Source organism: Pectobacterium sp. HCp5_1 (genome assembly GCF_032905925.1).
Taxonomy (GTDB): domain Bacteria; phylum Pseudomonadota; class Gammaproteobacteria; order Enterobacterales; family Enterobacteriaceae; genus Pectobacterium; species Pectobacterium brasiliense_A.
In genome coordinates, this window is the sequence record NZ_JAUMIO010000005.1 from 62,260 (window position 1) to 76,477 (window position 14,218).

Below are 14,218 nucleotides of genomic sequence, written 5' to 3' on the forward strand. Positions count from 1 at the left end.
TTCATTAAATAATATTGAATTCCTATGGCACTTTGATGCTAAATCAATGGCACTGAGTTCGAATCTGTCATTACTGGGAGTCATGTATGTGTTCTATTTTTGGTGTGCTTGATCTGAAAAGCGATCCTGTTGAACTGCGTAAGAAAGCGCTGGAGTTATCCCGTTTAATGCGTCACCGCGGGCCAGACTGGTCCGGCGTTTATGCCAGCGACAAAGCCATTCTGGCTCACGAACGTCTGTCTATTGTTGACGTCAACACGGGCGCACAGCCGCTTTACAACGCCGAGCGCACCCACATTTTGGCCGTTAACGGTGAAATTTATAACCATCAGGCATTGCGTCAGCAATACGGTGACCGTTACGCGTTCCAGACTGGCTCCGACTGCGAAGTAATTCTGGCGCTGTATCAGGAAAAAGGCCCTGAATTTCTGGATGAACTGCGCGGCATGTTCGCCTTTGCCCTGTATGACAGCGAAAAAGACGCCTATCTGATTGGCCGTGACCACCTCGGCATCATCCCGCTGTACATGGGTTACGATGAGCACGGCAACCTCTATGTCGCTTCTGAAATGAAAGCGCTGGTGCCAGTTTGCCGCACCATCAAAGAATTCCCGGCTGGCAGCTACCTGTGGAGCAAAGACGGTGAAATTCGCGAGTATTACCAGCGCGACTGGTTTGATTATGACGCAGTAAAAGACAACGAAACGGATAAAGAAGCGCTGCGCGATGCGCTGGAAGAAGCGGTGAAAAGCCACCTGATGTCTGACGTGCCCTACGGCGTGTTGCTCTCTGGCGGTCTGGATTCCTCCGTTATCTCTGCAATCACCAAAAAATATGCGGCACGTCGCGTAGAAGATGACGAGCGTAGTGAAGCCTGGTGGCCTCAGTTGCACTCTTTCGCCGTCGGTTTGGAAGGTGCGCCAGATTTGAAAGCCGCGCAGGAAGTCGCTGACCACTTGGGCACCGTGCACCACGAAATTCACTTCACCGTGCAGGAAGGGCTGGATGCGATTCGCGACGTGATTTATCACATCGAAACCTATGACGTCACCACGATTCGCGCCTCAACGCCGATGTACCTGATGTCCCGTAAAATCAAAGCCATGGGCATCAAGATGGTGCTGTCAGGCGAAGGGTCTGACGAAGTGTTCGGCGGTTACCTCTATTTCCACAAAGCGCCAAACGCCAAAGAATTGCATGAAGAAACCGTGCGTAAGCTGCTGGCACTGCACCAGTACGACTGCGCCCGCGCGAACAAAGCGATGTCAGCCTGGGGTGTGGAAGCTCGCGTACCGTTCCTGGACAAAAACTTCCTCGATGTCGCGATGCGCATCAACCCACGCGACAAAATGTGTGGCAACGGCAAGATGGAAAAACACATCCTGCGCGAGTGCTTTGAATCTTATCTGCCGCACAGCGTTGCATGGCGCCAGAAAGAACAGTTCTCTGACGGCGTAGGCTACAGCTGGATTGATACGCTGAAAGAAGTAGCGGCTCAACAGGTTACCGATCAGCAGTTGGAGACAGCTCGCTTCCGCTTCCCGTACAACACGCCGGGCTCCAAAGAAGCGTATCTGTACCGTGAAATCTTCGAAGAGCTGTTCCCGGTTCCAAGCGCAGCAGAATGCGTACCGGGTGGCCCGTCAGTCGCCTGTTCGTCAGCTAAAGCGATTGAGTGGGATGAATCTTTCAAGAAACTGGATGATCCATCAGGCCGTGCGGTTGGCGTACACCAGTCAGCCTACAAATAATTCGATTTAATTTCTTCAATCAACGGGCCTTTCATGGCCCGTTTTTGTACGCTTAATTGACTGGGAATGCGTGCTTTTTGGCGTTTTTCTCACCATACTGTTCACAACCCAAACAAACGGTACATTGAGGGCACTTTTCGGGAAAAAACTAGTTGACGCAATTAGGCCAACTACGCATAATGCGCCCCGCAACGCCGATGAAGGTGACGCGGAAAAGATGGCTACGTAGCTCAGCTGGTTAGAGCACAGCACTCATAATGCTGGGGTCACAGGTTCGATTCCCGTCGTAGCCACCATCTTTTTTGCGGGAGTGGCGAAATTGGTAGACGCACCAGATTTAGGTTCTGGCGCCGCAAGGTGTGCGAGTTCAAGTCTCGCCTCCCGCACCATATCATCTTCTCGGTCTGACATCGCTTTTCGAAGCTTGTTAGTGTTTTGTAGTGATTGGGGTATCGCCAAGCGGTAAGGCACCGGTTTTTGATACCGGCATTCCCTGGTTCGAATCCAGGTACCCCAGCCATTTCAAAACATATGCTGAAAAATTCGTTGTCCTGTTGGGGTATCGCCAAGCGGTAAGGCACTGGTTTTTGATACCAGCATTCCCTGGTTCGAATCCAGGTACCCCAGCCATCTACTTGATAGTAGAAGATTTGTTGAAGTGAAGTAACATTAGCAGTACATTTGGCTACGTAGCTCAGCTGGTTAGAGCACAGCACTCATAATGCTGGGGTCACAGGTTCGATTCCCGTCGTAGCCACCATATTTTTGGGGTATCGCCAAGCGGTAAGGCACCGGATTCTGATTCCGGCATTCCGAGGTTCGAATCCTCGTACCCCAGCCAAATAAAGCTGGTAAAACAGCAAAGAAACGGGGCGACAATCGAAAGATGTCGCCCCGTTTTGTTATGTCTGGTATTAACATCATCCGGTGCTAACATATGCAAACCAATCATTCGATTTTCTCAAAAGGGCGGGCATGAAGGTTTTATCGACATCCTCTGTTATTCATGGTTTCAGCCAATTGCGGCGATCCGTGATGCGTGCGCAGTTAAGCAAACTGTTACTCAGCGTGGCATTGCTGTTTTGCTTCATCGCACCGACTGATGCTGCTAGCGTCCCTTCTTTTAAGATGTCTTCGCAAACGTTCGCTGACCGGATGAATGCCAATCTGAAGAAACTCAATATCCCTCTCGAATTGACCGTTAAGTTGGAAAAGGGAACGTCCGTCGATGATTTTCAGCACATTTTTAATGAGCACGTCGGATTAATTGGGTCGGTAGAGAGTAAAAGCCAACAGCTTAATGGACTTGTGATACTCAACGCCGCGTCAGAATCCCCCGATGCAACAAGACAGAATCTGCAAATCGTCACTGCCGCGTTTTCTGCGCTATTGGGCGGGGCGTTGTCAGGTGAAAATAGTCTCGAAAGCCCTGAAATGACCGAGATGATGTTCGGCCTGCTTCAGGATAGCCAGGCCTCAGGTAAAGGCGTTAGGCAGATAGGACATGTTCGCTTTATGGCAACAACTAATGAGGACACCGATATTATCTTCACCGCCGAGCCTGTGCTGTAGCGGGCGGCGTCCTCATTATTCAATTCATCAGACGCCAATGGCATATTTCAAGGCGCGCTGTTTTAACACGCCAGCGCGCTGTGCAACCATCAGCGCCATATTGCGCGCAAAGCTCAGCGGCGGTAACGCATTACTGAACGCGTTATAGAAGAGGTCCATCCCACTTTGCATCATCAGATTATCCGGCATACGGCGGCACTCATAGCGGCGTAACACGCGCTCAGAAGCCCATTCCTCTCCTGCATTACGTGCATTAATCAACACGTTCAGCAGCGCCTCAACGTCGCGATACCCCAGATTAACCCCCTGCCCCGCCAACGGATTGATGGTATGCGCGGCATCACCCAACAGCACCAAGCCTGGCTTGATATAGGTTTGTGCATGGCGTCTGACCAACGGGAATGACCCAGCGGAGAGCGCCTTGACCGGACCCAATCGCTCAGGAAACGCGGCCGCAATTTCTTTATCCAACTGTGTAAGCGGCATCGCCTGAAGCTGACGAATACGCTGCGGACTGTCATACCACACCAGCGATCCCCACTGGTCAAACAGCGGCAAAAATGCACGCGGGCCGCTCGGCGTAAACTGTTGCCAGGTCACATCCTGCTGGGGCTGCGAGGTCTCAACGCCGATCAACATACAAGACTGGCGGTACTGCCAGCCGTTGATACCAATCCCCGCCCACTGGCGAACCTGAGAATTCGCGCCATCAGCTCCCACCACCAGCGAAGCCATCAGTTGCTGCCCATCGGCAAGCTGTAAACACCAGCCATCATCAGTGCGTTGCAGGTTCTGCGGCGTAGCCGGGCAATAACAGTGACAGCGTTCCTCTTCCTGCAAACTTTCCCAGAGCGCCCGTTGCAACACGCGGTTTTCCACCATAAAACCCAGCTCGGGCAGGTGAATGTCGGCAGCATCGAAAACGACTCTGGCATTCGCCCATTCCCAGGTTTCCAACCGACGGTAAGGCGCGCTGCGCATCTGCTGCACCCGCTGCCATGCGCCCAGTTCTTTCAATAGCGCAACCGACGCATAGCCAATCGCCGAGATCCGTAAATCAGGCGGGCTGGCGGCATCAAACGGCGTCGGCATTTCCTGCTCAACCACGGCAACCTGAAATCCTTGCTGTGCCAACCCAAGCGCCGCAGCCGCGCCGACCATGCCACCGCCAACCACAATCGCATCGTAATGCATATTGGCTTTATCCTCTCTGGTTCTGGTTTATTCACACCAGTAAAAATGCATGAAAATAGTGTACTGGATTTACGGGTAACTTTTCAGAAAAGCCGCATTTTTATAGAAAGTAAGGCGTTATCAAATCAGCGTGGTTTCCGGCGCTGGTCACAACGTCGGCGAGCGATTACAATACCCGCCCCAAATGAGGGGAATCTTTCTTATCCGCACTGAGTAATGGTAAGTCGATGACAAAAAAACTGCATATTAAAACCTGGGGCTGTCAGATGAATGAGTACGATTCATCGAAGATGGCTGATTTACTGGGAAGTACGCACGGCTATGAGCTGACTGAAATCGCTGAAGAAGCTGATGTCCTGCTGCTCAATACCTGTTCGATCCGTGAAAAGGCGCAGGAAAAGGTCTTCCATCAACTTGGCCGTTGGAAAACGCTGAAAGATCTCAATCCGAACCTGATTATTGGTGTCGGTGGCTGCGTGGCCTCACAGGAAGGCGCGCATATTCGTGAACGTGCGCACTACGTTGACGTTATTTTTGGCCCGCAAACCTTGCACCGCCTGCCGGAAATGATTAATCACGTTCAGGGCACCCGTAGCCCTATCGTGGATATCAGTTTCCCTGAAATCGAAAAATTCGACCGCCTGCCAGAGCCGCGAGCCGAAGGACCAACCGCTTTCGTCTCCATCATGGAAGGCTGCAATAAATATTGCACATTCTGCGTGGTGCCTTATACCCGCGGCGAAGAAGTCAGCCGCCCGTGCGACGATGTGTTGTTCGAAATCGCTCAACTGGCCGCGCAGGGCGTGCGTGAAGTCAACCTTCTTGGGCAGAACGTCAACGCCTATCGCGGCGAAACCTATGACGGTGAAATCTGCACCTTTGCTGAGTTGCTGCGTCTGGTTGCCGCTATTGACGGGATCGACCGCGTACGCTTTACCACCAGCCATCCGATTGAATTCACAGACGATATTATCAGCGTCTATGAAGATACGCCGGAGCTGGTCAGCTTCCTGCATTTGCCAGTACAAAGCGGCTCTGACCGCGTGCTGACGATGATGAAACGTCGTCATACCGCGCTGGAATACAAAGCGATCATCCGTAAACTGCACAACGCACGCCCGGGCATTCTGATCAGTTCTGACTTTATCGTCGGTTTCCCTGGCGAAACGCAGGCTGACTTTGAACAGACGATGAAGCTGATTACCGATGTGAATTTCGATATGAGCTACAGCTTTGTCTACTCTGCCCGTCCGGGGACACCGGCTGCGGATATGATCGATGACGTGCCGGAAGAAGAGAAAAAACAGCGTCTGTATCTTCTGCAAGAGCGCATCACCCAGCAGGCCATGCGGTTTAGCCGCCTCATGTTGGGCACCGTCCAGCGTATTCTGGTAGAAGGCACCTCACGTAAGAGCGTGATGGAGCTGTCTGGCCGTACGGAAAACAATCGCGTAGTCAACTTCGAAGGCACGCCGGATATGATCGGTAAATTCGTCGATGTGGAAATCGTTGATGTTTATACCAACTCGCTGCGCGGCATCGTGGTGCGCACCGAAGATCAAATGGATCTGCGCGTACATGAATCACCGTCTTCCGTGATTGCGCGTACCCGCAAAGAGAATGAGATCGGCGTCGGGTTCTATCAGCCGTAACCGATGTACGTTTCAGTCTCAGCGTGATTGATGGGTGGCTTTGCCACCCATTTTTTATGGCGAGCTATCCGCTTCAATTTCATGCCGCTTACATTTGCTTTTGCGAGGCGGCATCCCAATATCATGATTGTGACTTGCACCATCGGGCATTCACGATGAATAATTCATTCATATGGCTGACACATCAGGCCGTCTGACAACTGTTCATTTTGTGCAGGCAGAAAGTGCCAGCGCAGTAACGCTCAAGAGGAATAATTTGAACGTAACGACAAAAGAGATTGCCCTTGAACCCGCAGATAACCAACGCCTGCTCAGCCTTTGCGGTCCGTTTGATGACAATATTAAGCAGTTAGAGCGCCGCTTAGGCATCGAGATCAATCGCCGCGATAACCAGTTTAAGCTGGTCGGTAAAAACCTGCTGACGCAAGCTGCCGCCGATATCCTGCAACGTCTGTATGTCGATACGGCCCCAGTACGTGGCGTCATCGGTGATATCGATCCTGAGCAAATCCACCTGGCGATTAAAGAATCTCGCGTACTGGAGCAGTCTGCGGAACACGTTCCTGACTATGGCAAAGTGGTCAACATCCGCACCAAACGCGGCGTGATCAAACCGCGCACGCCGAATCAGGCGCAGTATGTCGCCAATATCCTCGATCACGACATCGCATTTGGTGTTGGCCCTGCGGGAACGGGGAAAACCTACTTAGCCGTCGCTGCCGCCGTGGATGCACTGGAACGTCAGGATATTCGCCGCATTCTGTTAACGCGCCCAGCCGTCGAAGCTGGCGAGAAATTGGGCTTCCTGCCTGGCGACCTGAGCCAGAAAGTCGATCCTTACCTGCGCCCACTTTACGATGCTCTGTTTGAAATGCTGGGCTTTGAGCGCGTAGAGAAGCTCATCGAACGCAACGTCATTGAAGTCGCGCCACTGGCTTACATGCGTGGCCGAACGCTGAACGATGCCTTTATCATTCTGGATGAAAGCCAGAACACCACCATCGAACAAATGAAAATGTTCCTGACGCGCATCGGGTTCAACTCAAAAGCGGTCATCACCGGTGACGTCACGCAGATCGACCTGCCGAAGAATCTGAAATCCGGCTTACGCCACGCAATAGAAGTGCTGGCCGATGTGGAAGAGATCAGTTTTAACTTTTTCCACAGCGAAGACGTGGTGCGCCATCCGGTGGTTGCACGGATTGTGAATGCCTATGAAGCGTGGGAAAATGCCGAACAGAAACGTAAAGACGCCTTAGCAGAACAGCGCAAGCGTGAAGCACAGGCTGCGGCATCAGATCAGGAGCAAAAATGAGTCAGGTGATTCTGGATTTACAAATCGCCAGCGAGCAAGCACAAGGGCTACCGGAAGAAAAAGACTTTCAGCGCTGGCTGGAAGGTGTTCTGCCACAGTTTCAGGAAGTCTCTGAAGTCACGATCCGCATCGTGGATGAGGCCGAAAGCCGCGACCTGAATAACACCTATCGCGGTAAAGACAAGCCGACCAACGTGCTGTCGTTTCCTTTCGAGGCACCGCCTGAGGTCGAGCTTCCTTTGCTTGGTGATTTAATCATCTGTCGTCAGGTTGTCGAACGTGAAGCCGCAGAGCAGGAAAAAACCGCAGAAGAGCACTGGGCGCACATGGTTGTCCATGGTAGCCTGCATCTGCTAGGGTATGACCATATCGAAGACAGCGAAGCCGAAGAAATGGAAGCGCTGGAAACCGAGATTATGCAAAGTATGGGCTATGCCGATCCTTACCTTGCAGAAAAAGATGGCCTCACCGAATAAATAGAAATACATTTTATCTAGCCCGAGATCGGGAAGATATCGGGTACTAATCTGCTCCACGTCAGCCGCTGTGTCGATTCCAACGGCTGGCAATAATCCCTTAACAAGAGTGATGTTAATTAAAACGCATGAGCGACGACCATTCTCAAAACAGCGATGCACCCAGTCCCAAAAAGGGCTTCTTTTCTCTTATTCTTAATCAGCTTTTTCACGGCGAGCCAAAAGATCGTAACGGTTTACTCACTCTGATTCGTGATTCCGAACAGAATGAACTGATCGATCCTGAAACACGAGATATGCTCGAAGGCGTCATGGATATCGCCGACCAGCGTGTACGCGACATCATGATCCCTCGCTCGCAGATGATTACGCTCAAGCGCGATCAAACGCTGGAAGAGTGTCTGGACGTGATTATCGAATCCGCCCATTCTCGTTTCCCCGTTATTAGCGAAGATAAAGACCACATTGAAGGCATCCTGATGGCGAAGGATTTGCTGCCGTTTATGCGCAGCGATTCCGAGCCCTTCAGTATGGATAAAGTTCTGCGTTCCGCCGTGGTTGTGCCGGAAAGTAAACGCGTTGATAGAATGCTGAATGAGTTCCGCTCACTGCGCTATCACATGGCGATTGTCATCGATGAGTTTGGTGGCGTATCCGGCCTGGTCACGATTGAAGATATTCTTGAGCTGATTGTCGGCGAAATTGAAGACGAATACGACGATGAAGAAGACAGAGATATTCGTCAACTTAATCGCCAGACCTACACCGTTCGTGCGTTAACCGATATCGAAGATTTTAACGAGGCTTTCGGTACACGGTTCAGCGATGATGAGGTCGACACCATTGGCGGCTTGGTGATGCAGTCTTTCGGCCATCTTCCTGCCCGTGGCGAAACCATCGACATAGAAGGTTACCTGTTTAAGGTTGCGATGGCGGACAGCCGCCGTATTATTCAGGTTCATGTCAGAATCCCTGACAATGCCCCTCAACCAAAATTGGAAGAATAATTTGGCAATGCTTGTCGCTTCTTTTCTACAACGCCAGCAGGTCAAAGCCCTGCTGGCGCTCTTATTTGGTGCCTGTGGCACGCTGGCATTTTCTCCCTTTGATTTCTGGCCTGCGGCGATTATCTCGCTCATGGGCCTACAGGCACTGACGCTCAACCGTACGAGTCGTCAGTCAGCCTGGATAGGATTTTGCTGGGGATTGGGTCTGTTCGGTAGCGGCGTTAACTGGGTTTACGTCAGTATTGCGCAGTTTGGCGGAATGCCGGGCCCTGTCAATGTTGCGCTGGTCGTTCTGCTCGCCGCCTATTTGTCGCTCTACCCTCTGCTGTTTTCTGCCCTACTCTCACGCCTGTGGCCGAAAACAACGCTGTGGCGTCTGGTGCTTGCCGCTCCCGTGCTCTGGCAGCTAACTGAATTTTTGCGCGGCTGGGTGCTCACCGGTTTTCCGTGGCTGCAATTCGGCTACAGCCAAATTGACGGCCCGCTCAAAGGTATCGCGCCCATTCTGGGCATTGACACCATTACCTTCCTGTTGATGAGCCTCAGCGGGCTACTCGTTTATGCCATCAATCAACGAAAAATCGCACCGGCAGCCATTGCCATCGGCGTTTTCGTTTTATCATGGCCGCTGCGCAACGTGCAGTGGTATACCCTGCAACCTGAACGCGCCGTCAATGTCGCACTGGTTCAGGGCAACATCCCTCAGGCCATGAAGTGGGAACAAGATGAGCTGTTGAACACGCTGAAAATCTATCTGGATAACAGCCTGCCTTATATGGACAAGGCCCCCATCGTTATCTGGCCAGAAACGGCGATTCCTGATATTGAAAGCCGTCAGGGTGCCTATTTGAAGCAAATTGACGACATTCTGCGTAGCCGCAATAGCAGCCTGATTACGGGTATCGTCGATATCCGGCGTGAGGGTAACAAAACCGATTTTTATAACTCGGTTATCGTGTTAGGCGACAAAGATCCGTACCACTACCCTACAACGAACCGTTACAACAAAAACCATCTGGTGCCTTTTGGCGAGTTTGTCCCGTTGGAAACGCTGTTACGCCCGCTGGCGCCGTTCTTCGATCTCCCCATGTCATCGTTCAGCCGCGGAGACTACGTTCAGCCTCAGCTTTCGGTGCACGGCTTCAAGCTCAATGCCGCCATTTGTTATGAAATCATCTTAGGCCAGCAGTTGCGTGATAACTTCAGGCCAGACACCGATATGCTGCTGACCATCTCGAACGATGCCTGGTTTGGTCATTCAATCGGCCCGTGGCAACACTTCCAGATGGCACGCATGCGTGCACTCGAATTAGGTCGCCCTCTGGTTCGTAGTACCAATAACGGCGTCACAGCGGTGATTGCGCCTGATGGCAATGTCAGCGCCAGTCTGCCGCAGTTTACGCGTGCGGTGCTGAGCACGCAGGTCGTGCCAGCAACGGGGATAACGCCTTATGCGCGCTTCGGTTCCTGGCCGCTCTGGATCATTACGTTACTGGGCGGTGTCGCTGCCGTTTTCTTCGGTTTGCGTCGCCGATAGCCAGCCCCTCTTCACATCCCTAAGGGCATGCTTTTGCATGCCTTTTTTTATTTATGGCACGGTATTTGCCTCTTATTACTCTGTAAAGGGTTGTTTCTGTATTTTTTTGGATATTACGTCGGCGTAAAGCTCTCTATTGGGGCAAGTAACGCACCAAATTGGTGCCACCCTCTGACATTGCTGTTATTTGGTGCGGCGGATATCGCAAAAAACAAACATTTCTATTTCAATCTATTTACAATCAGCTACTTTTTAACTGTATAGACAGTAACTTCGCGCTTTAACGGTGCAGCGTTATCACAGAGAAGTCGCAAAGCATTATGAGTGATACAGCAATACGATGTTAGCTTGAAGACAATGTTAACTTGAAGATGACGGGTATATAACGACAGCAAAGGAGTTAGAACATGCAAATGCGTAAACTGGCATTATCACTGCTTCTGCTTGGCACCGCCGCCAGCGTAGCTCAGGCTGAAGATCTGGCCGGTACATTGAAAAAGGTCAAAGATAATGGCGTGATCGTCATTGGACACCGCGAATCGTCCGTGCCTTTTTCTTACTATGACAACACGCAAAAAGTGGTCGGCTACTCTCAAGCCTACTCTGACAAAATTGTCGAAGCGGTTAAGAAAAAACTGGATGCACCTAATCTGCAGGTCAAGCTACTCCCTATCACCTCTCAGAACCGTATCCCACTGTTGCAGAACGGTACCTTTGATTTTGAATGTGGTTCAACGACTAACAACCTGGAACGTCAGAAACAAGCCGCGTTCTCTAACACTATTTTCGTGGTCGGTACGCGTCTGTTAACCAAAAAAGATTCCGGCGTAAAAGACTTCCCGGATCTGGCGGGTAAAACCGTCGTAGTGACTTCCGGCACCACCTCTGAAGTTCTGCTGAACAAGCTGAATGAAGAAAAACAAATGAAGATGCGTATCATCAGTGCGAAAGACCACGGTGACTCCTTCCGTACGCTGGAAAGCGGCCGTGCTGTTGCCTTTATGATGGATGATGCACTGCTGGCGGGTGAACGTGCGAAAGCGAAAAACGCCGATCAGTGGGATATCGTGGGCAAAGCGCAGTCTGAAGAAGCCTACGGCTGTATGCTGCGTAAAGACGATCCACAATTCAAGAAACTGGTTGATGACACCATCGCTGAAGTTCAGACCTCCGGTGAAGCTGAAAAGTGGTTCGATCGCTGGTTCAAACAACCGATCCCACCAAAAGATCTTAACCTGAACTTTGCACTGTCAGACGAAATGAAAGCGCTGTTCAAAGCGCCAAATGACAAAGCACTAAACTAATTAATAATGAGAATAAGGGCAGAGCTATCTGCCCTCTGATTGCTGATTCGTGGCAGGACAGACAGGCATGTGATGGTCGTTCCCCATCACATGTTGCCCCGAGAAATTTCGATAAACAGGAAAATAAACAATACACCTGTAGTTTGAAACAGAACGGGAATATGGCCGCTCATCAATCTTCAGGGTAGCTTCGCTACCCTTTTTTTACCGGAGTTCGTTATGTCAATAGATTGGAACTGGGGCATATTTCTACAAGCAGCCCCCTTCGGCAACACAACCTACCTCGGGTGGATTTTGTCCGGTCTGCAAGTCACCGTCACACTATCTATCTGTGCCTGGATTATCGCCTTTCTTATTGGTTCTTTATTTGGAATCCTGCGTACCGTCCCAAATCGTTTCCTTGCGGGCATTGGTACCTGCTACGTCGAACTATTTCGCAACGTCCCACTGATTGTCCAGTTCTTTACCTGGTATCTGGTGGTTCCTGAACTGCTTCCCGTTAACATCGGTATGTGGTTTAAAGCCGAACTCGATCCCAATATTCAATTCTTCCTGTCCTCAATGATTTGTCTGGGGCTCTTCACCGCGGCGCGCGTTTGTGAGCAGGTGCGTGCAGGGATTCAATCGCTACCACGCGGCCAGAAAGCCGCCGGGCTGGCGATGGGCCTGACGCTGCCGCAAACCTACCGCTATGTGTTACTGCCGAATGCGTACCGTGTGATTGTTCCGCCGTTAACTTCAGAGATGCTGAACCTGGTAAAAAACTCGGCCATCGCTTCCACGATTGGTCTGGTTGATATGGCGGCACAGGCAGGAAAACTGCTGGACTATTCCGCCCACGCGTATGAATCCTTTACCGCCATCACGCTGGCGTACGTTGGCATCAATGCCATCATTATGTTGATTATGCAGGTCGTTGAGCGAAAAACCCGTTTGCCGGGCAATATGGGGAGCAAATAAATCATGCATGAATTTGACTGGAGCTCAATTGGGCCAAGCATGCCGTACCTGATTCAGGGGATGGTCGTCACACTCAAAATTACGCTAACGGCGGTGGTCTTCGGGATTGTCTGGGGCACGATTCTGGCGGTGATGCGCTTGTCGCCGATCAAGCCTATCAGTTGGTTCGCCAAGCTGTATGTGAACCTGTTCCGCTCCGTTCCGCTCGTCATGGTGCTGCTGTGGTTCTATCTGGTGGTTCCTAGCTTATTACAAAATGTGCTTGGGCTATCGCCGAAAACCGATATTCGACTGATTTCAGCTATGGTAGCCTTCTCGCTGTTCGAGGCAGCCTATTATTCGGAAATCATTCGTGCGGGTATTCTAAGCGTGTCACGCGGTCAATCTTCCGCGGCGTTAGCATTAGGCATGACGCACTGGCAATCCATGAAGCTGGTTATTCTGCCGCAGGCATTCCGCGCGATGGTGCCGCTACTGCTGACGCAGGGGATTGTTCTGTTCCAGGATACCTCACTGGTTTACGTACTCAGCCTCGCTGATTTCTTCCGTACCGCCTCAACCATCGGCGAGCGTGACGGAACACAAGTTGAAATGATCCTGTTTGCCGGGTTCATTTATTTTCTCTTCAGCATTACTGCCTCAATGCTGGTCAGTTACCTGAAAAAAAGGACGGTTTGATGATTTCCCTGAAAAATGTTTCTAAATGGTACGGCCAATTTCAGGTGCTAGCCGACTGCTCCACAGAAGTAAAAAAAGGTGAAGTCGTGGTCGTCTGCGGGCCCTCTGGCTCTGGTAAATCAACCCTGATCAAAACCGTAAACGGTCTGGAACCAATTCAACAAGGTGAAATTACCGTCAATGGCATTGCCGTTAACGATAAGAAAACCAATCTGGCCCAGTTGCGTTCCAAAGTCGGGATGGTGTTCCAGCACTTTGAACTGTTCCCGCATTTATCAATTATCGAGAACCTGACGCTGGCGCAGGTGAAAGTGCTGAAACGTAATCGTGAAGAAGCCAAAGCTAAAGCGCAGAAGCTGTTGGAGCGCGTTGGGCTGGCGGCGCACGCCAACAAATACCCAGGGCAGCTTTCCGGCGGTCAGCAACAGCGTGTCGCCATCGCGCGCGCACTGTGCATGGATCCTATCGCGATGCTATTTGACGAACCGACATCCGCACTTGATCCAGAGATGATCAACGAAGTGTTGGACGTTATGGTTGAATTGGCGCAGGAAGGCATGACCATGATGGTCGTTACGCATGAAATGGGCTTTGCCCGTAAAGTGGCGCACCGCGTGATCTTTATGGATGAGGGCAAAATCGTTGAAGACACCCGTAAGGATGATTTCTTCAATAACCCACAGTCCGAACGCGCGAAAGACTTCCTGGCGAAAATCCTGCATTAATAATCAGATACAGCGTGCCGCAAGGCACGCTTATTTACTGCTCCTAC

12 protein-coding genes and 6 tRNA genes are annotated in these 14,218 nt (G+C 51.2%); 17 read left to right on the forward strand and 1 reads right to left on the reverse strand.

Annotation, left to right across the window (positions count from 1 at the left end; all coding sequences use genetic code 11):
- Positions 1 to 86 precede the first annotated feature (86 nt).
- The 8 genes from asnB to Q3A88_RS05670 all read left to right on the forward strand — a co-directional run bounded on the left by asnB (position 87) and on the right by Q3A88_RS05670 (position 3,323).
- Positions 87 to 1,751 (forward strand): asparagine synthase B, encoded by a 1,665-nt coding sequence (asnB, locus tag Q3A88_RS05635; RefSeq protein WP_317177562.1) that lies wholly within the window; start codon positions 87 to 89, stop codon positions 1,749 to 1,751.
- Between the two features lie 219 nt (positions 1,752 to 1,970).
- Positions 1,971 to 2,047 (forward strand) — tRNA-Met (locus Q3A88_RS05640).
- 8 nt (positions 2,048 to 2,055) lie between these two features.
- A tRNA-Leu gene (locus Q3A88_RS05645) sits at positions 2,056 to 2,140 on the forward strand.
- 56 nt (positions 2,141 to 2,196) lie between these two features.
- Positions 2,197 to 2,271: transfer RNA gene (locus Q3A88_RS05650), tRNA-Gln, on the forward strand.
- 35 nt (positions 2,272 to 2,306) lie between these two features.
- Positions 2,307 to 2,381: transfer RNA gene (locus Q3A88_RS05655), tRNA-Gln, on the forward strand.
- 53 nt (positions 2,382 to 2,434) lie between these two features.
- A tRNA-Met gene (locus Q3A88_RS05660) sits at positions 2,435 to 2,511 on the forward strand.
- 6 nt (positions 2,512 to 2,517) lie between these two features.
- Positions 2,518 to 2,592, forward strand: a tRNA-Gln gene (locus Q3A88_RS05665).
- Between the two features lie 134 nt (positions 2,593 to 2,726).
- On the forward strand, positions 2,727 to 3,323 hold the full coding sequence (locus tag Q3A88_RS05670; RefSeq protein ID WP_317177563.1) for a hypothetical protein: 597 nt from the start codon (positions 2,727 to 2,729) through the stop codon (positions 3,321 to 3,323).
- Positions 3,324 to 3,350: 27 nt separating this feature from the next.
- Here Q3A88_RS05670 and ubiF read toward each other — a convergent pair whose 3' ends face one another.
- Positions 3,351 to 4,517, reverse strand: a complete 1,167-nt coding sequence (gene ubiF / locus Q3A88_RS05675) for a 3-demethoxyubiquinol 3-hydroxylase (RefSeq protein WP_233990063.1) — start codon at positions 4,515 to 4,517, stop codon at positions 3,351 to 3,353.
- Between the two features lie 227 nt (positions 4,518 to 4,744).
- Here ubiF and miaB point away from each other — a divergent pair, with 227 nt between their 5' ends.
- The 9 genes from miaB (at position 4,745) to Q3A88_RS05720 (ending at position 14,171) form a co-directional block, all read left to right on the forward strand.
- Positions 4,745 to 6,169 (forward strand): tRNA (N6-isopentenyl adenosine(37)-C2)-methylthiotransferase MiaB, encoded by a 1,425-nt coding sequence (miaB, locus tag Q3A88_RS05680; protein WP_317177564.1) that lies wholly within the window; start codon positions 4,745 to 4,747, stop codon positions 6,167 to 6,169.
- A 256-nt stretch (positions 6,170 to 6,425) separates the two neighbouring features.
- On the forward strand, positions 6,426 to 7,484 hold the full coding sequence (locus tag Q3A88_RS05685) for a PhoH family protein (protein ID WP_110163640.1): 1,059 nt from the start codon (positions 6,426 to 6,428) through the stop codon (positions 7,482 to 7,484).
- Positions 7,481 to 7,960, forward strand: a complete 480-nt coding sequence (gene ybeY / locus Q3A88_RS05690; RefSeq protein ID WP_039287917.1) for an rRNA maturation RNase YbeY — start codon at positions 7,481 to 7,483, stop codon at positions 7,958 to 7,960. The genes Q3A88_RS05685 and ybeY overlap by 4 nt, the downstream gene beginning before the upstream one ends.
- 128 nt (positions 7,961 to 8,088) lie before the next feature.
- Positions 8,089 to 8,967, forward strand: coding sequence for a CNNM family magnesium/cobalt transport protein CorC (gene corC, locus Q3A88_RS05695; protein WP_010285415.1), 879 nt, complete (start codon positions 8,089 to 8,091; stop codon positions 8,965 to 8,967).
- A gap of 7 nt (positions 8,968 to 8,974) precedes the next feature.
- Positions 8,975 to 10,504, forward strand: a complete 1,530-nt coding sequence (gene lnt / locus Q3A88_RS05700) for an apolipoprotein N-acyltransferase (protein WP_317177565.1) — start codon at positions 8,975 to 8,977, stop codon at positions 10,502 to 10,504.
- 407 nt (positions 10,505 to 10,911) lie between these two features.
- Entirely contained in the window at positions 10,912 to 11,808 is an 897-nt protein-coding gene (locus Q3A88_RS05705) for an amino acid ABC transporter substrate-binding protein (RefSeq protein ID WP_039503983.1), read from the forward strand.
- Between the two features lie 219 nt (positions 11,809 to 12,027).
- Positions 12,028 to 12,768 (forward strand): amino acid ABC transporter permease, encoded by a 741-nt coding sequence (locus Q3A88_RS05710; protein WP_010285409.1) that lies wholly within the window; start codon positions 12,028 to 12,030, stop codon positions 12,766 to 12,768.
- Positions 12,769 to 12,771: 3 nt separating this feature from the next.
- Positions 12,772 to 13,446 (forward strand): glutamate/aspartate ABC transporter permease GltK, encoded by a 675-nt coding sequence (gltK, locus tag Q3A88_RS05715; RefSeq protein WP_014914631.1) that lies wholly within the window; start codon positions 12,772 to 12,774, stop codon positions 13,444 to 13,446.
- Positions 13,446 to 14,171 carry an amino acid ABC transporter ATP-binding protein gene (locus tag Q3A88_RS05720; RefSeq protein ID WP_014914630.1) on the forward strand — a complete coding sequence of 242 codons (726 nt, stop codon included), beginning with the start codon at positions 13,446 to 13,448 and terminating at the stop codon, positions 14,169 to 14,171. Before gltK ends, Q3A88_RS05720 begins: the two co-directional genes overlap by 1 nt.
- Positions 14,172 to 14,218 lie beyond the last annotated feature (47 nt).